This is a genomic window from Singulisphaera rosea, assembly GCF_054877945.1.
Map to the genome: position 1 here is coordinate 101,283 of NZ_JBTYIP020000028.1, position 24,037 is coordinate 125,319.

General features: G+C 64.6%; 18 protein-coding genes. 6 read left to right on the forward strand and 12 right to left on the reverse strand.

Going from position 1 to position 24,037, the window contains the following annotated elements:
- Positions 1 to 264: 264 nt before the first annotated feature.
- The 4 genes from ACYOEI_RS32615 to ACYOEI_RS32630 all read right to left on the reverse strand — a co-directional run bounded on the left by ACYOEI_RS32615 (position 265) and on the right by ACYOEI_RS32630 (position 4,188).
- On the reverse strand, positions 265 to 651 hold the full coding sequence (locus ACYOEI_RS32615) for a hypothetical protein (protein ID WP_462854118.1): 387 nt from the start codon (positions 649 to 651) through the stop codon (positions 265 to 267).
- Between the two features lie 815 nt (positions 652 to 1,466).
- A complete protein-coding gene (locus ACYOEI_RS32620; RefSeq protein ID WP_462854120.1) occupies positions 1,467 to 1,904 on the reverse strand; it encodes a hypothetical protein in 438 nt (145 codons plus the stop codon).
- A 657-nt stretch (positions 1,905 to 2,561) separates the two neighbouring features.
- Positions 2,562 to 2,924: an ankyrin repeat domain-containing protein gene (locus ACYOEI_RS32625; protein ID WP_462854121.1), complete on the reverse strand. Its 363-nt coding sequence runs from the start codon at positions 2,922 to 2,924 to the stop codon at positions 2,562 to 2,564.
- A gap of 487 nt (positions 2,925 to 3,411) precedes the next feature.
- Positions 3,412 to 4,188, reverse strand: coding sequence for a hypothetical protein (locus ACYOEI_RS32630; protein WP_462854123.1), 777 nt, complete (start codon positions 4,186 to 4,188; stop codon positions 3,412 to 3,414).
- Positions 4,189 to 4,714: 526 nt separating this feature from the next.
- Between ACYOEI_RS32630 and ACYOEI_RS32635 the strand changes: the two genes are divergently transcribed.
- From ACYOEI_RS32635 to ruvB, 3 genes are all read left to right on the forward strand, one after another.
- Positions 4,715 to 6,409, forward strand: coding sequence for an ABC transporter ATP-binding protein/permease (locus ACYOEI_RS32635; protein ID WP_462854124.1), 1,695 nt, complete (start codon positions 4,715 to 4,717; stop codon positions 6,407 to 6,409).
- A gap of 1,151 nt (positions 6,410 to 7,560) precedes the next feature.
- Positions 7,561 to 8,217, forward strand: coding sequence for a Holliday junction branch migration protein RuvA (ruvA, locus tag ACYOEI_RS32640; RefSeq protein WP_462854153.1), 657 nt, complete (start codon positions 7,561 to 7,563; stop codon positions 8,215 to 8,217).
- Between the two features lie 47 nt (positions 8,218 to 8,264).
- The gene (ruvB, locus tag ACYOEI_RS32645; RefSeq protein WP_462854126.1) at positions 8,265 to 9,353 is read left to right on the forward strand and encodes a Holliday junction branch migration DNA helicase RuvB; all 1,089 of its coding nucleotides are present in this window, start codon (positions 8,265 to 8,267) and stop codon (positions 9,351 to 9,353) included.
- Positions 9,354 to 9,565: 212 nt separating this feature from the next.
- On the opposite strand, the gene ACYOEI_RS32650 is transcribed toward ruvB, so the two are convergent.
- The 4 genes from ACYOEI_RS32650 to ACYOEI_RS32665 all read right to left on the reverse strand — a co-directional run bounded on the left by ACYOEI_RS32650 (position 9,566) and on the right by ACYOEI_RS32665 (position 12,622).
- The gene (locus tag ACYOEI_RS32650) at positions 9,566 to 10,585 is read right to left on the reverse strand and encodes an L-threonylcarbamoyladenylate synthase (protein ID WP_462854127.1); all 1,020 of its coding nucleotides are present in this window, start codon (positions 10,583 to 10,585) and stop codon (positions 9,566 to 9,568) included.
- 25 nt (positions 10,586 to 10,610) lie between these two features.
- Positions 10,611 to 11,762: a homospermidine biosynthesis protein gene (locus tag ACYOEI_RS32655; protein WP_462854128.1), complete on the reverse strand. Its 1,152-nt coding sequence runs from the start codon at positions 11,760 to 11,762 to the stop codon at positions 10,611 to 10,613.
- A 34-nt stretch (positions 11,763 to 11,796) separates the two neighbouring features.
- Positions 11,797 to 12,342, reverse strand: a complete 546-nt coding sequence (locus tag ACYOEI_RS32660; RefSeq protein WP_462854154.1) for a pyruvoyl-dependent arginine decarboxylase — start codon at positions 12,340 to 12,342, stop codon at positions 11,797 to 11,799.
- Positions 12,343 to 12,403: 61 nt separating this feature from the next.
- Positions 12,404 to 12,622 (reverse strand): hypothetical protein, encoded by a 219-nt coding sequence (locus tag ACYOEI_RS32665; protein WP_462854129.1) that lies wholly within the window; start codon positions 12,620 to 12,622, stop codon positions 12,404 to 12,406.
- A gap of 822 nt (positions 12,623 to 13,444) precedes the next feature.
- Here ACYOEI_RS32665 and ACYOEI_RS32670 point away from each other — a divergent pair.
- On the forward strand, positions 13,445 to 14,017 hold the full coding sequence (locus tag ACYOEI_RS32670) for a hypothetical protein (protein WP_462854131.1): 573 nt from the start codon (positions 13,445 to 13,447) through the stop codon (positions 14,015 to 14,017).
- 174 nt (positions 14,018 to 14,191) lie between these two features.
- On the opposite strand, the gene ACYOEI_RS32675 is transcribed toward ACYOEI_RS32670, so the two are convergent.
- Positions 14,192 to 15,250 (reverse strand): glycosylasparaginase, encoded by a 1,059-nt coding sequence (locus ACYOEI_RS32675; RefSeq protein ID WP_462854133.1) that lies wholly within the window; start codon positions 15,248 to 15,250, stop codon positions 14,192 to 14,194.
- Between the two features lie 560 nt (positions 15,251 to 15,810).
- Between ACYOEI_RS32675 and ACYOEI_RS32680 the strand changes: the two genes are divergently transcribed.
- The gene (locus tag ACYOEI_RS32680) at positions 15,811 to 16,515 is read left to right on the forward strand and encodes a HEAT repeat domain-containing protein (protein WP_462854134.1); all 705 of its coding nucleotides are present in this window, start codon (positions 15,811 to 15,813) and stop codon (positions 16,513 to 16,515) included.
- Positions 16,516 to 16,736: 221 nt separating this feature from the next.
- Positions 16,737 to 18,845 carry an endonuclease MutS2 gene (locus tag ACYOEI_RS32685; RefSeq protein WP_462854135.1) on the forward strand — a complete coding sequence of 703 codons (2,109 nt, stop codon included), beginning with the start codon at positions 16,737 to 16,739 and terminating at the stop codon, positions 18,843 to 18,845.
- A gap of 156 nt (positions 18,846 to 19,001) precedes the next feature.
- Here ACYOEI_RS32685 and glgB read toward each other — a convergent pair whose 3' ends face one another.
- The 3 genes from glgB to nadA all read right to left on the reverse strand — a co-directional run bounded on the left by glgB (position 19,002) and on the right by nadA (position 23,999).
- Positions 19,002 to 21,251, reverse strand: coding sequence for a 1,4-alpha-glucan branching protein GlgB (gene glgB, locus ACYOEI_RS32690; RefSeq protein WP_462854136.1), 2,250 nt, complete (start codon positions 21,249 to 21,251; stop codon positions 19,002 to 19,004).
- Between the two features lie 339 nt (positions 21,252 to 21,590).
- Complete coding sequence (locus tag ACYOEI_RS32695; RefSeq protein WP_462854138.1) at positions 21,591 to 22,700, reverse strand: endonuclease/exonuclease/phosphatase family protein; 1,110 nt, start codon at positions 22,698 to 22,700, stop codon at positions 21,591 to 21,593.
- Between the two features lie 186 nt (positions 22,701 to 22,886).
- The gene (gene nadA / locus ACYOEI_RS32700) at positions 22,887 to 23,999 is read right to left on the reverse strand and encodes a quinolinate synthase NadA (protein WP_462854139.1); all 1,113 of its coding nucleotides are present in this window, start codon (positions 23,997 to 23,999) and stop codon (positions 22,887 to 22,889) included.
- Between the last annotated feature and the right edge of the window lie 38 nt (positions 24,000 to 24,037).

Genomic DNA, 24,037 nt, shown 5'->3' on the forward strand with positions numbered 1-24,037 from the left:
ACGGCCGCGCCGGAGCAATGTGCGTGCCCGCATGCGAATCGGGGGCGAAGCCGTCCAAATGGCTACGAAGTCACGCCGCAGGGCTGCATCCACTCACGATCTTGTTCGACTTAGATGAGGGCGGAGCGTGAGCGGCCGACCTCAAAGACCTGATGGCCTGATGTCGGGCGAGCATGCATGGTCAGACGACACGCAAACGCGATCCGTGATGGATGGAGTTTCACGTGAGAAGTGCGTTGAGAAGTGTGTCGAGTGCCAGGCAGGTCAACAACAGAATGCATGGGTGAGGGCACTTGCGATTCGAATCCGGTCACCGAGGACCATCACGACCGTCGGCCCATCATTCTGAGACAAGGCAGTGATCAGTTCCTTGCGAATGAAGACCCAGTCGATGACTGCATGGTCAAGGAGGGCTCTGTGCATCAACTCGAGACCGGTCGCGCCACAGTAGGTCTCATCCGCGGACAAGGGCGTTCGTGCACCGAGCAGGACCCGCGCAAACGTCTCGAGGTAACCCGTGAGGGCATCGCCCGTGATCAGGAACGCGACTGGATATGCGACCCGGGCTTCTCGCTGTTCGTCCCAGGCACGCGCGAGTGCGTCCGAGTGGCCTTCAAGCAGAGCATCTTCGCAATCAACCGCGTGATTCATTGACGGCCGACTCCTTGGAAATTCACTGGATACCGCTTCATCGCAATTCAGCCCGCGATCGACGTCGACCGTTGGGTGGGAGGAGGCGGACATGGGACATCGATATCGTAAACACCGAGGAAAAGTTCACCCTCGCCCAACCGGACTAAAATCATTTTAATTTTCATTACATGTATCAATTTAACAAATACCAAACGAACACTCTCGGATCCCCGTGGCTCCGGACCGGGACGAGGGTGGTCCCTTCCCCGTTTTGGGGGGCTGCCAGCGCAATCTATTCTTATCGAGGCTGAGCGGCCGGGTACGACCCGGCGAGGAGGTAAGTCCGGCGTCATCGCCCTGAGTTCTCAAGCGCGGAGCTCGAGGCTGGCGCATTCGAGAAGGGACTACCCAACGGAGCTTAGGTCATAAAAAACCACCCGTCAAAATTGAACGGCCAAAAAACCCAGGTCGAGTTTGCCGCCAAGATCGATGGGATTTACAAGACTTCGACCACGGCAATTCTTATGCGTTCCCCATCGCAGACCTGAGCGGCGAGATGGAGCCGGAAACGCCCGGGCCATTGGACCTCGCAGGCGGTCTCGGGAGAGATCCCTGCCGAATGATTGAAGGTAGCATCGGATCCGAAGCCCGACGTCCGCGGGGCTCGTCCCACATCTCGTCAAGTCGACCCGAATTCGGGCGATTGCCATGCATCCATCGAGGGAGCGAATCGCTCCGGCTTATCGAGAACCTGCCGTGAGCGACAACCACGAGGCAGCCTTGGAATCGTTTTCGCTTGCGATGCGACGTCGGAGGAAAACCGCTCGAGGCCATTACGAAGTGGATTCCGGCGGGATCGCCCTGCGGCCGAGCATCCCCAGGGTCGCGGCCTGCTGACAGGCCCCGTGCCAGGCTTCGTCTCGCGTCGTGGCTTCGGATCGGACCAGGTTTTCACCGTTGGATCCGGACACGACCCAGTGGTGGACGTTGATCCCGAACTCCGCGGCTTCGACGAGGATCCACCCGGCCTGGCGGAGGCGTGCGCTCGACTCGTTGGCGGCCGGGAGCGACGCCGCCTCGACTGCACGGATCCAGCGCCCGAGCAACGTCTCGAGGTCTCGCCCCTCGGCCGTTTCGGCGTCGAGCGTCGCCAGGAGCCCATCGAGGATCCGCTCCCTGGCTTCCGTTTCACCCAGCCCTTCGCGACGGTATTCGGCGAACAACGCGCGGATCGTCTCGAGAAAATCGGCGTCGGGCTCGGCCGGAGTCATGTTCGCTATCCGCGCATTCGCCATCGAAGAAATGGAGATCGACGACCCAATGGGGGCGAAGTCCGCGGTTGGCCGAGTGACGCCATCGTCTCAGGAGCTGCGGCCGACTCACCGCGGATCTGAAGGATCTTGAGAGGAGCCCTTCGGAGGAAGGTCCCCGGCCCGATCCGTCAATGTCCTCCGTTGAATTCCACCGTACGCCTCGGTCTCGCCCTGTTCATCGGGACCCTTCTTGTATCCTAGCCCAACCAAAATATCGAGGATCTCGGTCCAGGTCTGATGATCTCGACCGGTGACCTGGATTCGCGACCGAATCGCGGCTTCGAGCTCGCGGACGGCTTCGGCATGCGCGGAGTCCTCGACCCCGCCTGGACCTCGAACCTCGGACATGGATGGTTCTCCGTATCGGGCATGCCGTCCCGGTCTCAACAGGAGTAAGCCGACCGTGTACTCGTCGGCTGCACGGACGGCCCAAATCCGCTCACAAGGCCCGGCGCGTTGATAGGCTTGCGCCCCACGGAGACCTGGGTCAAAGACAGCGCAAACCCCGGCTCTCGATGACCGACGAACACCCTACAGACCCGAATCTCAGCAAAACCGATGCCGGATTCGCCTTGTAGCCATCCTCACGCGAACCGTTCATCTACGTTCGCCTACCTACCGGATTTCATCGGCTCGTTCTAAAACGAGCACGACATCTTTATGGCCCCGAGTGTGGGCCAGAGAGAGGGCCGAAATTCCGTCCTCCCAAGTCGCACTCGGGCTGGCCCCGGCGGACAACAGGGTTTGAACTTGCGCCAAGTCCCCTTTGGCGGCCGCCACCAAAAGCCGCTCGTCGAGCCAATAGACCTGATACAGGTGGCGTCCGAAGACCGCAAGCATCATCAGCCCGACAAGCCACAGACCGAACTGAGGCCATCGTTTCGAGGAGCGTTTGATGAACACGGCGACGACGAACAGGCTGCCGCCGAGCAGTCCCAGGGCCAGGAGTAACCAGAGGACGAACCCACCGAAATCCATCGACCTGAGCCCTCCCGATTTCGGGTGGTAAACTCCGCGACTGATTCGGATCGTAACGCACCCAACCTCGTCGACGAACCCTCTGGTTCCCAACGACCTCATGATTCTGACGTCGAGCCTCCATGGCCCCCTAGCCCCGGAGCTCCCGGCGCGTCAAGGAAGCCGCCCCGGGGCTCTCCACTTGTCATGTTGGATCGAGCCAAACGTCCCACGCGAAGAGCTTTGGGCGCAGCCCCCGTGTACCCGTTGTCGACAGTCGTTTCAAGAGCCGGGGGAGGCGTGGGACAGGAAACGCGTGGAGAGGAAGGCGCGAGGCGAACGAAGGCGTCGTCGATCATCCTGTGTCGGAAATAGCTCGACGTCCGGTTCGGGTTCGGAGGAGCGCCGGCACTTGACGAGGTGAAAGAAGCAGGGCCCAAAGCGAAACCCCGGCTTCGAAGGAAAGCCGGGGTTTGGTTTGGCATTGGGGATGGGGAGAGAGCAATGGTCAGGGACCACTGCGAGCCCCGCCAGGCATTTGGGAATTCATCATCCCCGGGTTCGACCGCAAGGGGTCGCCCAGGGGGTTCCGTCCGATCGCGGGAGTCGGCATGACTCCACCGGCGTCGGAACCGTCCCCACCTTGCATGGGCGAGGGTGACTCGGGCATGGCGGGGTTGGTGTAAGGAGGTGCGTCGGTCATGTCGCCGCCACCCCCGAAGGTGTGGACGGGGACCGACCCGAGGGTCGTCGCGGTCATCCCGTAGTTGTTCGTCGGGCTGAGGGCGAAGTTGAACCCGCTGCTGAAGGAGCTGCCGTAGCCGCTGAACCCCGAGCTGGTCGTGCCTGGCGTCGCGTTTCCACCGCCACCACCGCCTCCGCTCCCGCCACCACCACCGCCGCTGCGCGACATCAAGGTGGCGAGACCGGTCCCGAGGAACGGGCTGGTGGTGATGCTGAAGGGGATGAATTGCGCCCGATATCCGCCGATGCCCGGGGAAATCCAGGACGAACCCATCCCGTTCGAGGCGAGGCTCACCCCGCTGGCGAAGTTGTTCCCGACCGAGTAGGAGAAGAACGTCGGGCCGGGATACGTCGAGCCACTTCCACCACTGCTGCCACCACCGCCGCCGCCACCGCTACCACCAGAACCGCCGGCCGGCGAGATCACGGAATTGGTGAACGGGCTATAGGGCAGGAACGGCGAGGGACCGCTCGCCATCAGGCAACGGTCTTCGAGCTGGCAGTCCCAAAGATCGGGTCGTAATGCGAGTCGAGATCTCATCAGTGAGTCCTTGGTGACCCAACCACGGATCGATCCAAAAATCGCGGGGAGTCAACATTGGGGATCAATCAATTATGGATATCAATCGATATCCGTTTCGACCGGAGGTCGTGGTGGGGGGACCGCTCGGCGTCTTGATGGCGCCCGAGGGCGTCAGGTCGAGGCCGATGTCGCCTGAGGACCAATCCCGATCGTCGCTTGCCGAGGGCCTTTCATCCCGAGGTCCTATGGCTTAAGGCCTCGTGCAAACTATTATAGAGGCAAACCCAAATCGGTGTAGCCCAGGACCTCAAAAACACTATCGCAAACCACGTGCCCTCGACCCGGCCGACCCGATCGTTCGCACGCATTGCACGTCCGAAGGCCGTCCACACCAAGCCGGGAGGCCGGGTGGCCCCTCCCAAAGAGAGCGACAAACGAGGCCGACTGGGACCCTTCCGGGATCGGGATTTGCAAGAACCGGGAAACGAAAACCGTGGTATCGTCGGGCAAATTGAACTACGTTCGAGGGTTGGCCAGTTCAAATATGATCGATGACTTTCGTGGCGTCTCGAGGCGATTCTTCCTGGACTTGAGGAGCTTCTTCTCGTCAGAGGTCCGGTGGAAGGCGCTGGGCTGGTCGGGGACTCTCGTCGTTGTCTTGCTCTCCATCAACGTCCTGAACGTGCTGAACAGCTACGTCGGCCGCGACTTCATGACGGCCATCTCCGACCGCGACAGACGCGGGTTTCGGCTCTACGCGATCCTCTACCTATGCGTCTTCGCCGGTTCGACGGTTGCTGCGGTATTCTCTCGGTTCTCGGAGGAGCGGCTCCGGCTCCTCTGGCGGACCTGGCTGACCGAAACCCTGATGGACCGATATCTCGACGAGCACGCCTACCTGCGACTCGAGACGGCCAAAGAGGTCGACAACCCGGACCAGCGAATCACTGAGGATGTGAAGGCGTATACTCAGACGACCCTCTCGTTCTTCCTGCTTTCGTTGAACGCGACGATCACGTCCGTGGCATTCCTCGGGGTGCTGTGGTCGATCACCCCCTGGCTCGTCGCGACCGCGCTGGGCTATGCGACGGTCGGCACTTTGGCGACGATCGGCCTGGGCCGGTCGCTCGTCCGCCTCGACAACCGCCAGCTCAAGGTGGAGGCGGACCTGCGCTACGCGCTCATCCGCGTCCGGGAGTGTTCCGAGACGATCGCCGTCATGGGGATCGAGGGGACGATGAGGGCGAGGCTCCAGGCCCTCCTCACAGACCTCGTCCAGAACAACCGGGCTATCATCGCCGTGAGCCGAAACCTCGGCTTCCTGACCAACGGCTACAACTATCTGCTCCAGATCGTCCCCCTGCTGATCGTGGCGCCGCTTTATATGAGCGGCCGGGTCGAGTTCGGCGTGGTGACGCAATCGTTGATGGCGTTCGCCCAGGTCCTCGGCGCATTCTCGCTCATCGTCACCCAGTTCGAGACGCTCTCGTCGTTCGCCGCCGTCTCGGGCCGACTCCACACGATCACCTCGGCCCTCGAAGAGGCGAGGACGCCCCTGGCTTCGTCGATCGAGGTCGTCGAGCGATCCGAAGGCATCACCTTCGACCAACTCACGCTCCGCGCCAGCAACCGCCGGGCTCCCTTGATCAAAGGGCTTTCGATTTCGATCGGCGAGGGGGAAAACCTATTCGTGAGCGGGCCGGACGACCGCGCCAAGATGTCGCTCTTCCTCGCGACGGCCGGGGTCCGGCAGGAAGGCGAGGGGCGGATCGAACGCCCGGGGCATGGTGAGCTCATGCTCGTGCCTCGACAACTCTTCGCCCCGCGCGGAACTCTCCGCGAGCAATTCCTCCTACGGATCCCATCCGAGCCGCCCAGCGACGCCGAGATCCTCGCGGTGGCCCGAGAGGTCGGTCTCGGTCCCGCGTTGACCAGGGCCGGGGGACTCGACTCCGTGCAGGATTGGTCGACCGTCCTCGCGCCCGGCGATCAGAGCCGTTTGATCCTGGCGAGCATCCTCCTCGGCCATCCCCGATTCGTCTTCCTCGACCGGGTCGCGGACTCGCTCGAGGCTCACCAGGTGGAAGGGTTCTATCGCCAGCTCGCGGAGGCGTCGATCACTTACCTGAGCATCGGCGAAGGGGACTTCGCCCGCTACCACGACAAGACGCTCACGATCGAGGAGGACGGTCGTTGGCAACTCACGGTCGTCGACCGCGTCCCCTCCTCGCGGGCCTGAAACGGTCCTCGCACATGTCATGCACTTCGGAAGAAGCGGGGACTGGCTCCCGGCCAAGCCTGGCCAGGGCCCTCGCGGTTTGACACCGGGGCCGGGTGCCCGTCCTGGTTTCCCCGGGTTGAGCAGGATGATGCGCAGCAACGCACGGGGCTCCTCGACATCCCGCGGTCCGGGGCGTCACCAAGCTCCGAGGCATCCTACTCAGTCATTTCCCGCTTCGAATCCGAGGCTAGGGGACGCACCAGTGGCCGAGTGAGAGGGAAAAGGAACGCGCACTCGGCTTCGATGTCGATTACCTCAGTCGTAGGTAACGCGACCGATGACCTTTCTAAAACAACACGAGCTTGATTAACCAAAGAATTAGGAGCCATAACAAAATTCCTAGCGGCAAGGCAAGAAGGTAGCCCCGCCAGAAGTGAAAACCGTCTTCATGATCCGACGGCATCTTAAACGCCTCTCGTGGGGGGGGATCCAACTTCGCCCCGGAGTCATGAGACCTCATCCACGTAGTTACCTCCGAATGTCCCGGCTTTCGTGGCATGGCACTCGGCTCGCGAGAGAGGGGCGAGTGGAAGGCGACCGTCGGCGCGGCCCTCGACAGCCCGAAGGCTCGGCGAACCGAACTTCGAGCCTAAGGAAACGGGAAGGATTGTTGCGAAGGACCACCGACCGGTCGAGTAGGTCTTCGCGCCATCCGCTCCCGTCGCCGAACCAGACGGCTACCCAGAGTCGCCGTCTAAGGTATTCGCCGGGGGTGTCGAAGGAAAGCCTCGGGCGCCTTTTGCCATTCCGTTCCAGGGCAAAAAGCCGTTCCGATCCTCATATCAGCCAACCATCGCGGGGACCGCGCATCCGAAGCAGTCGGCAAGATTCCCGCAGAGGATACGGAAATCCGGCCCGGACCCATCCATCGGAGGGGCAGGTGTCATACAGGATATCACACGGAATCACCGCCCCCATTCCGTCTCGTAAAGAATTCGGAAGGAGTGCGGCCCTCCCGATCGGACCCGATTCCCCTTTGTCAGGAGTCGATAAGGCCCCGAGACCACGGCGGGTCCTGACGAAATCGACTTGCGTCGGGGCTGATCGGGCGGCATAATGGTGAACATAAACACAGAAACCCCGGATCCCTGGAAAGGGTGGTGCCTTCGTTGATCTCGCAAATTCGAGGCATCCTCCGCACGGTCGCCGAGGAGGAGTTGACCCTGTCGGTCGAGCCGATGGAGATCGAGGTGCTGATCCCCGAGCACACTCGACGTCAGTTGCAAGGGAAGGTCGGCGAGATCGTCGCGCTCCACACGATCTTCTATATCGAGGGGAATGCGATGGGGGGGAGGATGTCCCCCCGGCTGGTCGGTTTCCTCTCGTCGATCGACCGCGAATTCTTCGAGATCTTCTGTTCGGTCGACGGCGTCGGGGTCCGCAAGGCGCTCCGGGCGATGGTCCGGCCGGTCCGCGAGCTGGCGCGGACGATCCAGGACCAGGACGTGAAGATGCTGGCCACCTATCCGGGGATCGGCGAGGCGACCGCCGAGCGGATCGTCGCGAAGTTGCGTCGGAAGGTCGGCAAGTATGCCCTGATCGTCGGGCAGGAAGCCGCCGGGGCCACTCCCGCGCAGGTCAATGGCTCGCCCGAAAACGCCGAGCCCGACGTGATTCGTGACACCTACGCCGCGCTCCTGTCGGTCGGTCACACCGAGAGTCAGGCTCGGCAGGCACTCGACCGCGCCTTGGCCGGGAAGAAGAAGTTCAAGAGCGTCGCCGACATGATCGATGCCATCTATCAGCAGAATCGCGACGCGGATTGACGCACAAGCGACCCGCGAACACCGATGGGCTGGCAAGGAGGGGACCGATGCGAGAGGCAATCATCACGGGAGGGCAGGGGGGGACACCCGAGGAGCCTCGCCGGCGCGTCGAGGAAGGACGTCCGGTCGACCCGGTTGACGAGAAGCTCCGACCACAACGACTGACCGAGGTGATCGGCCAGCGGAAGGTCGCCGAGCGGCTCTCGATCGCCCTCGAGGCGTCGAAGAAGCGAAAGGAACCGCTCCCGCACATCCTCTTCGACGGGCCCCCCGGCCTCGGCAAGACGACCTTCGCAACCGTCTTGCACAATGAGTTGGGCGTCGAGCTCAACATGACGAGCGGCCCGGCGCTCGACAAGAAGATGGACGTGATGCCTTACCTCACGAACGCCGCGGAAGGCTCCATCCTCTTCATCGACGAGATCCATCGGATGCCCAAGACCGTCGAGGAATTCATCTATCCCGTGATGGAAGATTTCCGGGTCGACGTGGTCCTCGGCGAAGGGATGTCGGCGCGGACGATCAACCTCCCCCTGAAGAAGTTCACGATCATCGGCGCGACGACCCGCAGCGGGATGCTCTCCGGGCCCCTCCGCGACCGCTTCCACCTCCACGAGCACCTCGAGTTCTACGACGTCGACGACCTCGCGAAGATCGTCCTGGTCAATTCGGAGAAGCTCCGGACGACGATCACCCCCGAAGCCGCCTGGGAGCTCGCGCAGCGGAGCCGAGGGACACCTCGCCTCGCGAACGCTCGCCTGCGTTGGGTCCGGGACTACGCGACGGCCCGTGCCGACGGCCACATCACGCTCTCGATCGCCCGAGACGCCCTGGCCATGCAGGAGATCGACTCGGAGGGCATGGACAAGCAGGACCGCCGCTACCTCGAGACCCTCGTCAACGTCTTCGGCGGCGGCCCCACCGGCGCCGAGGCGCTCGCGGCCACGATGAACCTGGCCGTCGACACGCTCACCGACGAGGTCGAGCCCTACTTGCTCCGACGGCACTTCATCATCCGCACCCCTCGAGGCCGCCGAGCCACCCCGATGGCCTACCGCCACCTGGGACTCCCTGAACCCGCCCCCGAGTTCGAAGCGTTCGGCCTCCTCGACGAGCAACGTCGCCTGTTCGACTGAGTCCCCTGTCGAACACCGGTTGATGCTGAGGTTCGTGTCGGGTGAGCATTGCCCACCGGCATTTCGGAAGTTCCGGTGGGCAGTTGCCCACCCGACAAAACCCTCGAAACCCGGGTATCTGCGGGAGTTGAGGATGACACCCCAGGAGGGGTTGTCAATCGCAGCGTCAGAAACCCGGTTGATGAAAAACCGGGTTTCAAGAGCCTAAAATATCAGCCAGGCCATGGACGTGACGCGCGACCGATCCGGTCGAAGATAGCGACCCAAACCGGCTCGCTCGGTGGCGTGCTGATGACGAGGAAATCCAGGCGTCGGGAATCGAGGGCGTGAAGAGCCGCATAGAGGCGGGCTTCCGCGACGGCCGGGTCTGGGAGTCGGACGTGCCACGTCGGCCGGCTCTCACCAGGGATTCTCGGAGTCGACCCGATCGAGATCAGAGCCCAGCGGCCCGAGCCCGGCAACGTCGTCCACGCGTCGAGTTGGACCCGAAACGTCGGGGTCATCGGTGCGTAGTGGATCGACATCTGGCCGGGGCTCGAGTGCGCCGATGTTCCATCGGCGACGTTGATCTGGCCAACGACCTCGATCCCGAGTGCCCCGCTCAAGAGGCTCCCGGTGATCGTGCCGGGGCGAAGAACTTGGGGCGGATCGGAAGTCAGGTCGAGGACCGTCGACTCGATCCCGACGGAGGTCGGTCCGCTGTCGATGATGAGGTCGACGCGGCCCTCGAGTTCCTTGCGGACGTGTCGAGCGTCGGTGGGCGAGATCCGGGTCGAGCGGTTGGCGCTCGGTGCGGCGAGGGGAACTCGGGCCAGTTCGATGACGGCCCTGGCCACCTTCGGGCGGGGGATGCGCACCCCGACGGTACCTCGACCCGCGGTCACGATGTCTGGGATGAAGGCCGACCGGGGAAGGACCATCGTGAGCGGCCCAGGCCAGAAATGATGGGCAAGAACCTCGGCACGCTCGGGCCACGTTGAAACGCAACTCCGAGCCATTTCGAGGTCGCTGGCGTGGACGATCAGAGGATTATACGAGGGGCGTCCTTTGGCCTCGAAGATCCGAGCGACCGCCTCCGGGTTGGTGGCGTCGGCGCCCAGTCCGTAGACGGTCTCGGTCGCGAAGGCGACGAGGCGGCCCCGACGCAGGAGCTCGGCGGCCTCTTGCAAGGCGCCGAGATCCGGCTCGTCGGGGCTGACCTTGATCGTGCGAGTTGGGACGGAGAGGGACACGTAGGCACGACCGTCGTCGGTCGCCTCAGTTCAACTTCTTCCTCGCCGACGGGTCGGGCTCCCCTTCGGACTGACGCTTCAGATACTCAGAGCGGAGCGCCTCGTACGAGGCCTCGCGCTTGTCGTAGAGCCGCCGGAGCGGGCGAGGGGCGTGCCTGGCGAGTGCGTAGGCCGTCAGGAGCGGCAAGGCAATCGTGCTATCGGTATAGCACGTAACCGAGTCGGGAAGCTTGTCAGGGTCGACCTTGCCCCAGGTCATCGCCTCGCTCGCCGTCGCACCCGAGAGGCCGCCCGTGTCGGGGCGTGCGTCGGTAATCTGGAGGAAGTAGTCGTGGCCGCTCTCCGCCAGCCCGAGGACTTCCTGGATCTGGGGCTCAGTCTGGAGGATGAAGTTCTTGGGGCTGCCGCCGCCAAGGATCAACACCCCCGACTTACCTCCACTCCGCTTGGCGTCGTGGACGATCGAAGCCGTCTCATTGACGTCCCGGAGCGTGTCGATCTGGAGCTTCCCACCCTGGAGGCTCAGCGCGGCGAGATTCATCCCGATCGAGCTGTCGGCGGGGCTCGATGTGTAGATCGGCACCCCGGCCTCGTAAGCGGCCGCGAGCAGGCTGTTCGCCGGCCGTCCCAACGCCCCGGCGCGGGCGACGAGGTAACGGCCCACCTCGTAGTGGAACTCCGCGGTCCCCATCGGCCTGGCGAACGTCTCGTCCCGGATCAACTCCCGGTAGAAGGCGTCGGTGTCGAGGAGGGTCGCGTAGTCGAAGACGATGTCGTAGATCCGGATGATGTCGTTCTGCCGGAGCACGAAGTCGTCGAGGTTGGGCCGGCTCTGGTGGAGCGGGAGGTCGAGCGCGTAGTGCGTGTCGTGGTAGAGGTTCGCCCCCGTCGAGACGATCCAGTCGACGAACCCGGCCTTCACGAGCGGGATGAGGCAGCTCATCCCCAGGCCTGCGGGGGTCAGGGCTCCCGAAATCGTCAGCCCGACGGTGCAGTCGGGCTCGAGGAGTTTGCGGGTAAAGACCTGGCAGATTTCGCGGAGCCTGCCGGCATTATAGCTGAGGAACGCCTGATCGATCAGGTCGGCGGCGAGGTCGCCCCCCGAGACGGCCGGGGGGGCGATTCGATGCTGACTGACCCGTTGCAGCACGTTGAGTTCAGGGCCTTGCGGCGTCATCGTCGTCGAAACTCCTCGCCCGATTCGGTGCGATTCAGGGCAAGAGGATGGCGGCGGCGACGACGGTGGTCCAGTGGCCGCCCTTGTGGCCGACGGCGGACGCCGTGACCTCTCGGGAGTCGGCGATCACGTCGGCGATCTTCCAGATCTCGCGCTTCTCGTCCCAGGAGCTATCGGGGTTGAACTCGATCCCGAGGACGGTGGCGAGCATCTCGGCGGCGAGGTCTTCGGCGTAGTCGGCCGCCACCTTGGCCGTCTGGCCATAGGAATGGTGCTCCGACAGGTAACCGAACGTGCTGCGATCGCGGGGGATCGCCACGCCGACGCTGGCGGCGATGAGGCGGTTCGGCTCGGCCGTCGCGCTCTCGCTCATGACACAGTGGACGATCTGGCCCGGCTCCAGATGGGTCAGGCCGTCCTCGATCGTGACGACGTCGCAATGCGGCGGGAAGATGCTCGAGACGCGCACGAGGTTATAACAAGCGATCTTGGCGTCACGCAAAGCCAACTCGAAGCTGGTCAGCTTCTCGCGATGCGTTCCGACCCCTTTGGTGAAGAAAAGCGACTTGGGTACGTACATCGTGCTCGCTGACACCTCCTCGACCGGCCTCCCGCCGTGGGTACGGGCCGGCGACATCGCATCACATGAATCCGAACTGGATGCCGCGACGCCACGGCGAGGGGCCGGGCAATCCCAGGGTCAAGTTAAGGCATTCCGGGCGAACCTTCAAGCCCACCAACCCACGCCACTCGCGTTCGCCGAGAAATCCCGAGGCCGGCGCCCCGATCGACTTGACCCGACGCCGCCGGGTCTCCTCGAGCGTTCCGAATACGCTCCGCCCCCGGGACGACCTCGCCACGCGTCCCTCGTCACGACAGCCAAGCGACCAAGTTATGATGATTTATAAATTTTAACGTTCGAATCTCACCCCCGCCTCGGCCGGGTCGTGGAGCCTCCGAACGGGAGCGATCGCCCCCCCGATTCGACCGAGCCGAGAGCCCTGGTCGCGCCGGGGCCCATCGACGATCCTTCAACCGCGGAGTCGGGTGATGTTGGCGAGCATGGCGCCGGATGTCGCGCCCAACGACCGGGGGACGTGGCAGGCCTCACGGACTTTGCGGGCCGCAGAGTCAATCGAGCGATTGAGCATGAGAGAAACACTCAAGCGCTTGGTCCGATGATGTCGATGGCGCGACGTGAGACTTGGTTGGGGCTCGAGTCTCGTCGTGAGGATGATCGTTGCGAGCTTGATCGCCGCGAGACGGGCGACACTCCGACGGCAAGGGCGCTCATTCACGAGCCTCGAAGGTCGAGGCCGGGAGAAAATCTCGCGGTGCTCGAAAAAAATCCGGCGCACGCCGAGTGCGTATGCCGCGAGCGGCCGCATCGCCGAAGGCACGACGTCCGGGGGCATCCCCGAAATACGTCGCGGGCCAGAACGCGCGAAAATTTCGAGAAAAATAAGATCAAAAATCAATCTCACAAAATACGTGGACTCGACAATTTTTAATTTACGATCATGTTTTTATATTTCAATAGCAGCGAATGCCGCGACATTTCTCGCGGTTTTGCCGAGAAGCCCCGGGGATCGCGCGTCGACGAACCCATCTTCGTCTTCCCGCTTCGGTTATATTTCGTTATGAAGGGATCGGCGGTATCGGTGATAGGGTGCCGATCCTTGATGATTGATCTTCTACTGAGGCGAGGGCTCGAAGAGATGGCGGTGAAGAAGAAAGCGGCGACGAAGACGAGCGGCGACGCACCGGCCACCCCGGCGAAGGCCGCCCCGAAGAAGGCCGTGACCCCCAAGGCCGCGACGACTGCGGCGACGAAGAAGGCGGCCCCGGCCGCCCCGGCGAAGGCCGCACCGAAGGCGGCTCCGGCAGCCAAGTCCGCACCCGCACCTGCACCCGCCCCCAAGGCCGCGAAGAAGGCCGCGGCTCCCGCCGTGGCGTCCGAGACCGCCCCGAAGGCCGGGACCCCGAAGGCCACCACGGCCACGAAGAAGGTCACTCCGAAGAAGGCCCCCGTGGTCAAGCTGACCGACCGTCAGCTCGACCTGCTCAAGGTCGTCCTCGGCACCAAGGAGCAGGGCTACCTGGCCGACAAGAAGGCCGAGGCGAAGACCCTCGACGCCCTCGCCGGCAAGAAGCTCATCAAGAAGGGCGCGAAGGACAAGACCAGCGGCGTCATCCGCTACCACGTCTCCAAAGCCGGCGAGAAGCATCTCTCCTCGCTGCCCGCCACCGCCTAATTCGATCCGATCGTCGAACCGTGCCACTCCCGCCCTCGCCCCGCAACTCGGTCCGACGGCAGGGCTCGATCTTCGAATGCGAAACGCCCCCCCTCGCAACCTCGAGGGGGGCGTTGCGTCTCACGCGGATGACTCGATCACCTCGCTCATCAGTTCAGCACATACGACGGCCGGTCAATCCGGCGCGGGCGTGTCATACAGCGGCTTGCAGTCGACGAGGCGGGCCGATTCGCCATCGTGGATGGCCATCTTCGCGCCGGCCCAGAGGCTCGCGCCCGCGTAGCGCCCGTCCTTCGACACGCAGTAGAACTTGACCTGGAAGTTGGGCCGGCCCTTCCCATCGCGCAGGCGAGGATTGCGGTTGGTGGCGACGACGCGTTTGCAGGCTTCGAGGACCGCCTGCTCGGGCGAGAGGCCTCGGCGCATCCCCTCGACGATCGAGTGGCTCGAGAGGTTGAGGAGGTTGGCTTCGCCTCGTCCCGTCGAGCCGGCCGAGCCGACCTCGTTGTCGAGGAACAGCCCCGCACCCAGGATCGGCGAGTCGCCGACCCGGCCCGGGATCTTATAGAAGAGGCCCGACGTCGTCGTCACGCAGCCGACATTGCCGTGGGTGTCGAGCGCCGAGCAGTGGATCGTGCCGTGCTCGCGGATCCCGAAGAACTTGCGGACCGCCGGCGAGAGCTCCGAGTTCGGCGGGGCGATCCAGTCGCTATCCTTCCCGTTCGTCTCCTTCCAGTGCAGCCAGATCTCGCGAGATTCTTCGGTGAGAAGGTTCGTCTCGGGGACCCCGTGCGCCCTCGCGAACTTCAGCGCCCCTTCGCCCACGAGCAGGCAGTGGTCGGTCCGCTTCATGACGAGTCGTGCCACGGCGGCGGGGTGCATGATGTTCCGGATCGAGGCGACCGCACCCCCGCCGTGAGACGGACCGTGCATGACGGCGGCGTCGAGCTCAACGACTCCTTCCTCGTTCGGGATCCCGCCGTAGCCGACGGTGTGGTCGCTCGGGTCGGCCTCGACGATGGCGACCCCTTCGATCGCCGCGTCGAGCGGGTCGGCGCCGGCCTTGATCAGCTCCATGGCCTTCTCGACGGTCTTCAAGCCGTTCTCGCTCGAGACGACCACCGGCCGATGCGCCCCCGGCGGGCGTACGGGCGCGGCGCCCAAGGCCGAGGCGCCCAGGCCGGCCGCGGCGCTCGCGGATAAGAATGTTCGGCGATTGACGATTTCAGACATGGATGAATTTCCTCGTCGGCGAAGACTCGGGGCGGACCAAGATGGGAGGTGACCGGACGACCCGCCTTCGTTCGCCCCAATCATAATGACGAGAGATCGCGCCCGCCAACCGGCGCAACGGCTCGAACGCTCGAGCGTGGCACGCGGGTTGACCTTGGCCGTTTTCGGGACACCGACTAAGATGCCGCCGCGATTCTGTCGGAGCGCCTTCGCCCCGGCCGCGGGACGGCCGGGCATCCGCTTCTCCCCAGGCGGCTCCGATGGCGCCGAACCATTGGCCCACAAGGATTGTGGGATAGGGCGGAACGGTCATGGACGACACTTATCGGAAATCCTTGAGAACCCTCCTCACCGATTTTCCGCGCCTCGGGTTCCCAACCCACGAGCCGACCGTCTCCGCGATCGGCCGTGCGAATCCCGACCTCGGCGCGTCGCACCGCGATCCATCCCTCCGCGATACGCGATCTCTGGTTTCCTCTCCCGTAGGGTGGGCATCGCCCACCGAGCCGTCGTCCTTGCCACCTCCAAAAAATCGAGGAGGGAGAGGGCATGCCCTCTGGATGGCAGCCTTCTTGGCGACGTTCGTGGGTTGCTCGAACTTCCAGGGGACCACGGCCAAGTCGTTCCTGAACAAGGTCCGACAGGATCCCGACCCGAACGTCCGCTTCATCGCCTACCAGAAGCTCGCGTCGCCGCACTGCTATGACAGCGACGCGCAGAAGGCCGAGGCCGTCAAGGTCCTGATCGCGAAGCTCGAGCAGGGGACAGAACCCGTCGCCACTCGGGCGGTGATCTGCCGAACTCTCGGCGACCTCAAGGATCCCGCCGCACGTGAGGTCTTGATCCGGGCGACGAGCGATCACGAAGGGGTCGTCCGAATCCATGCCCTCCGCGCCCTCGGCAAGGTGGGGCGCCCCGAAGACGCGACGATGCTCTCGCGCGTCATGACCGTGGACCAGCTTGAAGACTGCCGGATCGCGGCGATCGAAGGGCTCGGCGAGTTGAAGGCGAAGGACCCTCGGATCCTCGAGGTCCTGATCACGACGATGGACCACAAGGACCCGGCCCTCCGGCTCGCGTCGCTCAATGCCCTCCAGAAGATCACCGGCAAGGATCTCGGGGTGCAGCCCTCCGACTGGCGCAAGGCGTTTCTGCCGGAGACCGTCTCGACCGAGCACGCCGCGGCGGCGACACCCTCGACCGCCGACGCGATTGGCGCCTCCGTCGGCCTCCCGTCAGACCCGTCGGCGGTGCTCCGCCGCTGATAGGAGCCGAGCTTGACTCGACCGAGCCTCCGCCATCGCGAGAAGGCGTAGGCTCGTCGGCGTTCGAATCCAGCAACGGATCGCCTCCAGGTTCGCGTGGCATGGCCGACTCGGCCCTTGGCGTGCGATAATGGGAACGGGGGCGAACCCAGAAGACGCGGGGCGTGTCGCCTGAGGATCGAGACACACGGCCTCGGCTCGCGAAGGCGCCGAGAGGGGATATGGACACGCACACGCTGGAATTGCTCGAGTTCGACAAGATTCGCACCCTGGTCGCGGCGCGCGCGGCATGCTCGCTGGGCAAGGACGCCGCGCGTCGGATCGAGCCGAGCCGAGACGCCGGGGAAGTCCGGGCCAGGCAGGCGCTGACGACCGAGATGGCCGAGGCCCTTGCGAGCGGCCTCTCTCCCCCCTTCGGCGGCTTGCACGACATCCGGGCCCATGTCCGCCGCGCCCAGGTCGGCGCGATGCTCGACTCCGAAGAACTCGCCGAAACCGTCGAGACCCTCAGGGCCGTCGGCAACCTCGACCAGTGGCTCGGCCGGGTCGCGGACGGATTCCCACGCCTCGGTGCCCTCAAGGGGAGCGTCGGCGAGTTTTCGGGAGTCGTCGCCGCGATCGAGTCGTGCATCGACGACCGAGGCAACGTCCTGGACACCGCCAGCCGCAAGCTCTCGGCGATTCGCCGGGAGGTGGGCCAGGTCGAGGAGCGGATCCAGGAAACCCTCCGGCGGATGCTCCGCTCGAACGAGATCAAGCGGATCCTCCGCTATCCGAACTTCACGATGGTCGGGCATCACTACGTCCTGCCGATCGCGAAGGAGCACCGCGGCGAGATCCAGGGGTCGGTCCACCGCACCAGCGCCAGCAACGAGACGGTGTTCGTCGAACCCCAGGCCATCGCCGAGCAGTCCGCCCAGCTCTCGTTCCTCCGCGCCAAGGAGGCCAAGGAAATCCGCCGGATCCTCCGCTGGCTCAGCGCCCAGGTCGGGCAGGTCGCCGACTCCTTGCTCGGGAGCCTCGACACCCTGGCCGAGCTCGACCTGATCCACGCCCGAGGACGCTACAGCCTCGACTACCGGATGACACCGCCCGACCTCAACGAGGCCGGCAAGCTGGTCCTTCGAGGCGCCCGCCACCCCCTCCTCGAAGCACTCTTCCGAGACGATCCCGCCCTCCGCCGCGAACGATCCCCGGAACCTGAGCCAGAGCGCGAACCAGAATCCGAGTCCGAGCTCGGGTCGGCGGAGGTAGTTCCGCCTCCTCCGCCCCCGAAGGAGGAGCCCAGGACGGTCGTCCCGATCGACGTCCACCTCGGGCTCCAGTTCCAGATCCTCGTGGTCACCGGGCCCAACACGGGCGGCAAGACGGTGGCCTTGAAGACGGTCGGGCTCCTCGCGGTCATGGCCCAAGCCGGCCTGCACGTCCCGGCGCACCAGGGGTCGCAATTCCCCGTGTTCGATCAAGTCCTCTCCGACATCGGCGACGAGCAGAGCCTCGAGCAATCCCTCTCCACCTTCTCGTCGCATATCCGACGCGTCTCAGACATCCTGACCAAGACGACCGAACGCTCGCTCGTCCTCCTCGACGAGATGGGCGCGGGGACCGACCCGGCGGAGGGGGGGGCGCTCGGGCGTTCGATCCTCGACGAGCTCGACAGCCTCGGCTGCCGCGCGATCGTCACGACCCACATCGGCGACCTCAAAACCTACGCCCTCTCGAATCCTCGCGCCGAGAACGCGGCCGTCGAGTTCGACCTCGAGACGCTCCAGCCCCGATATCGGCTGCACATCGGCGACATCGGCCAGTCGAACGCGCTCCAGATCGCGCTCCGGCTGAAGCTGCCCGAGCACCTGGTCTCGCGAGCGTCCCGGTATCTCTCGGAGTCTCGAGGGCGCGACCTCCCCGAGTTGGAGATCCTCCAGAAGCTCCGGAAGGACGCCGAGGACGCTCGTCAGGCGGCCCTGACCGCCCAGGCCGAGGCCGAGCGGAGTCGCGAGGCACTCAACCAGCGCCTCTCCGACCTCCATCGCCAGGCCGAGAACGACGCGAGGCTGGTCGAGGCCAGAGCCCGGCTTCAACCCGGGGACCGCGTCGTCGTCCCTCGGTTCGGATACGACCGGCCGGGCCGGATCATCAAGATCGAAGCCCGGAAGAAGAGCGCCGTCGTCGCCATCGGTCAGATGCAGTGGGACGTCGCAATCGACGAGCTGATCCCCCAGATGATCCGCACGCCGGACGTCGCCGCCCCCGCATCCAAGGGGAGGTCGGGTGGAGGGAAGCCGGGCCTCCGACTTGAAGACTTCGCGGACGACCCGGCGGGCCGATAGACGCGAGGGCCAGGATCCGCCTTCATTCGAGCGAGGCTCATCAGTCGGGCGAGACCCCTCCAATACAAGCCCGAAGCGCAAGCGAGTGAGTCTTCTATTTTCATGGAGAAAGAGTCACTCGCTTGCGCTTCGGGCTTGTAAAAGATCGTTCGATGATCAGGAGCCGCCGGGACATTTCAGGAAGAGGACGCCCAGGGGCGGGATCTTGAGCGAGAGAGAGAACGGCCGTCCTCCGTGCGGCTCGTGGTTGGCCCAGACGCCTCCCGAATTGCCGACGTTGGTGCCGCCGTAGCATTCGGAGTCGGTGTTGAGGATCTCGCGGTAGTAGCCGCCGCTCGGCACGCCGATGCGATATCCATCGCGGACGACTGGCGTGAAGTTGCAGACGACCACGACCGAGTCGTTGGGGTCCTTGCCACGGCGGAGGAAGGCGAGCACGCTGTTCTCCCAGTCGTGGAGCTCGAGCCAGTCGAACCCTTGCCAGTCGAAGTCGACCTGGTAAAGGGCCGGGTCGGACCGGTACATGGCGTTCAGGTCGCCGACGAGATTCTTGATCCCCTGGTGGTCGCGCCACTGGAGCAGATGCCAGTCGATGCTGCCGTCGTGCGTCCACTCGCGCCACTGCGCGAGCTCGTCGCCCATGAACAGCAGCTTCTTGCCCGGGTGGCCGAACATGTACCCGTACAGGAGCCGAAGGTTCGCGAACTTCTGCCAGGCATCGCCGGGCATCTTGTCGATCAGCGACTTCTTGCCGTGGACCACCTCGTCGTGCGAGAGGGGCAGCATGAAGTTCTCGTTGAACGCATAGATCATGCTGAAGGTCAGCGCCCCGTGCTCGTACTTGCGGTAGACCGGGTCTTTCGCCATGTACGCGAGCGTGTCGTTCATCCAGCCCATGTTCCACTTCAGGCTGAAGCCGAGCCCGCCGAGGTAGGTCGGCCGCGAGACCCCGGACCAGCTCGTCGACTCCTCGGCGATCGTCAGGACGCCGGGGTGCTCCTGGTGGCAGAGCTCGTTGAGCCGCTTGAGGAAGTCGATCGCCTCGAGGTTCTCGTTGCCGCCGTGGACATTCGGGATCCACTCGCCCGCTTCCCTCGAGTAGTCGAGGTAGAGCATCGAGGCCACGGCGTCCACGCGGAGGCCGTCGAGGTGGTATTGCTCGAGCCAGAAGAGGGCGTTGCCGAACAGGAAGTTGCGGACCTCGGGGCGCCCGTAGTTGAAGATCTTCGTGCCCCAGTCGCGATGCTCCCCCAGACGGGGGTCGGCATGCTCATACAAGTGGGTGCCGTCGAAGTAGCCGAGCCCGTGGAGGTCGCGGGGGAAGTGGGCCGGGACCCAGTCGAGGATCACCCCGTAGCCGTTGCGATGGAGCGTGTCGACGAAGTAGACGAAGTCGTCGGGGCTCCCGTGCCTCGAGGTCGGGGCGAAGTAACCGACCGGCTGATAGCCCCAACTGCCGTCGAATGGATGCTCACTAATCGGCAGCAGCTCGACGTGGGTGAATTGGGTCTCGCGGAGATAGTCGACGAGTTGGTCGGCGAGCTCCCGATACGTCAGGAATCGGTTCCCCTCCTCGACGTTGCGACGCCAGGACCCGAGATGGATCTCGTAGATCGAGATCGGGCTCTGCAACGACTGGGTGGCCTCCCGATTCGCCATCCAGTCGGAATCGCCCCACTCGAACCGAGAAACGTCCCAGACGACCGACGCGGTCTTCGGCCGGAGCTCGGCGGCGAGGGCGTAAGGGTCGGACTTCTGGACGAGGTAGCCGTTGTCCCGATTCTTGATCTCGAACTTGTAGACCTCGCCCTGGCTGAGGTCGGGGATGAAGATCTCCCAGATCCCGGTCGGCCCGCAGCTGCGCATCGGGTGCCGGCGCCCGTCCCAGTGGTTGAAGTTGCCGATCACGCTGACGCGTTGGGCGTTCGGGGCCCAGACCGCGAAGTGGACGCCGCGGATGCCGTCGATCACCCGGAGGTGCGCCCCGAGCCGTTCGAAGTTGCGGTAGTGGGTCCCCTCGCCGAGCAGGTGGAGGTCGAAGTCCGTGAGCACCGGCCCGAACCGATACGGATCCACGAATTCCCAACCATGCCCTTCGTGATCCTCGACCGCGATCCGGTAGGCGAGAGGCCCGGTCCGACCGGTGAGGACGTGCTCGAAGAAGCCGTCGGGGTGGATCCGTTCCATCGGCACGCGGACGCCGGGTTCCCCTTTCGCCAGGTCGACGAGCCAGGCGCTCCGCGCCTCGGGGAGGAAGGCCCGCACGACCTGGACCCGAGAGCCGCCCGCCGTGAGCTCGTGCGGGCCGAGCACGGAGAACGGGTCCCAATGCTCGGCGCGAATGATCAGGTTGATGTCATCCACCGACGTGCCGGAGGCCTTGGAGATCGTCGCGGGCATGGACATGGGCTCGCAGTATCCTTCGTCAGTTCGATCGGGATCGGGGCGGACGCGGCCGATGGTCGTTCCCCGACGGCGAAAGGGGGTCGAGGCCGGACCGGCGATCCCCTCGATGAGGCCGATGGCATCGGACTCGAACGGGAAGACGAGTGCGGCACGACGTCGGGAGGCCAAGGGGTAAGGGCCACTCGCCCTGACAAAGGCGGGGGACTAGCCCGGACCGACTCGCCTCGTTCCTTCCAGGGAGGACGGGGAGCTTTGTCCTCCAAACCTTAACCGCAACCCGAATGAGGTGCAACCGGCATGCCCAAGCCGGCACCAATCGTCGTCATACCGCCGACATGCTCAATGGGAAGGGCTGGGGACCGGCCGGGCCTCGCCCGGCAGCACGACCTCCGCGAGCACGGGGAGGTGGTCCGAGCCGAAGTCCGGCCCGACCCAGCAACGCTCGAAAGACCACTCCGGGCTGGACATGAGGTGGTCGATCCGAAACCAAGGGTAACGCGTCGGCCGCGTATACCCGAATCCCCAACCCGAATCCTCGAAGCCGAACCGGAGCGCCGTCCGCAGCGAGGCCATCGACGCATCGTCGGAAGGCATGTTGAAGTCGCCACCGACGAGGAAGGGGGTGTCCCCGCACTCCGAGAGCACCGAAACGACTCGTTCAAGCTCGTCCCGCCACCAACGGATCTGGCGCTCGAGCCCGGGAACATCCCGATCGAGGAAACGGAGCAGCCCCGGTCGGAGCGTCGGCAGGTGGACCGACGCCACGATGAGATCGACGCCACGGTCGGTTCGGACCCGAATCCGGGTCATCCGGGCCGAGGTCCGCCCGTCGGGATGAAACGTTTCGGGGAGCTCGACCTCCTCGGTGATCGGGTACCGGCTCGCCAGGAAATGTCGCCTGTCGCGATACCACCCCTTGGCGAAGTAGGCGTCGAGGAACTCGTGCGCCTCATCGATCTCCTGGAAGGCGACGAAGTCGACGTGCTCCCGGTCGAGCAGTTGAGTGAAAGCCTCGACGTCGCGCGGGCCGTGGGCCACGTTATACGTGACGATCCGGAACCGATCGCCCGGGACGGATCGAGTCCAAAGCCGCTGGATCGGCAACGAGAAGCCCATGAGCGGGCCCACGACGACCAGTCCGATCGCCAGTTGGAAAACCCAGTGCGACTTCTGCCTCACCAGGGCACTCGCCAACCCGAGGACGACGACCAGGACGACGAATAGCCAGCGAGGTAAGAACAGGATGACACTCACACCCCACCAGGCATCGCCCACCCAGTGGATCAGGACGAGCACCGCCAGGACGACGACCGCGTAAGTCCACGTCGAAATCAGAATGAACCGCGAGAACCAGGCACGAGGGCGCGGACCTCCGGTCGACGAGTCGAGCAGGCCCTGCGAGGACGATGGCGCGGGTCCCTGGGACGTCGATCGGTCCGTGTCGGGCATTATTCGCTCACAACCCATGGACGGGCCGGTCTTACTCCCGAAACCTGACTGTTTCTTGAGAAACGGGGTTCTGACGCTCTCGACATCGACGACCCTCCCTGGATTGTCATCGTAGATCCCCGCGGAAACCCATTTGGCTCATGTGGCGGGATTGGTGCTTGGGCCAACGAGATTCGGGACACGACCTCAGTGGACCTCGAGCATCCGTTGCAAGGCGACACGAGCCCAATGCGCCGTCGCCTCGGGCACGACGATGCGGTTCACGGTGACGCCCTTCGCCAGGTTTTCGAGGGTCCAGGCCAGGTGCGGGAGGTCGATCCGGTACATGGTCGCGCACATGCAGACCATCGGGGAGAGGAAATGGATCGACTTGTCGGGGTGCTCGGCCGCCAGGCGGTTGACCAGATGGAGTTCGGTCCCGACCGCCCAGGTCGAGCCGGCGGGAGACTCGGCGACCGTCTTGAGGATGAACTCGGTGGACCCCACCATGTCGGCCGCGTCGACCACCGACATCATGCACTCGGGGTGGACGAGAACCTTGATCCCCGGGAACCGCTCGCGGAACTGGGCGACGTGTGCGGGCTTGAACATCTGGTGGACCGAGCAATGTCCCTTCCAGAGCAGGACCCGGCTCCCCTCGATCGACTCCGGAGTGTTGCCGCCGAGCGGGAGGCGGGGGTTCCAGACGACCATCTCCTCGAGCGGGATCCCCATCGCCCGGGCCGTGTTGCGCCCGAGGTGCTGGTCGGGGAAAAACAGCACCCGTTTGCGCCTGGCGAACGCCCACTCGAGGACGGCCCTGGCATTCGAGCTGGTGCAAACGATCCCGCCATGCCGTCCGCAGAATCCTTTCAGGTCGGCCGTCGAGTTGATGTAGGTGACGGGCATCAGGTCGTCGGTGTCGATCACGTCGCCGAGGTCGGTCCAGGCGGCCTCGACGGCGTCGAGGTCGGCCATGTCGGCCATGCTGCAACCCGCGGCGAGGTCGGGGAGGATTACCTCGACCTCGGGACGGGTCAGCACGTCGGCCGTCTCGGCCATGAAGTGGACGCCGCAGAAGACGATCGTGCGGCAGGTCTCACTCCTGGCGGCGAGCTGGCTGAGCTTGTAGCTATCGCCGCGCAAGTCGGCAAAACGGATGACCTCGTCCTGCTGATAGTGATGCCCGAGGATCAGCAGCGAGTCGCCCAGCTCTCGCTTCACCGCGACGATCCGCTCGGCGAGCTCTTCGGAGGGCACGTCGCGGTAAGGGGCGAAGGGCAGGGGGAGGGTCTCTTCGCAGGTCGAGGCGATGGCCATGGTCCGTTGGATTCCTTGCCGAAGTCAAAGGGCCGGGT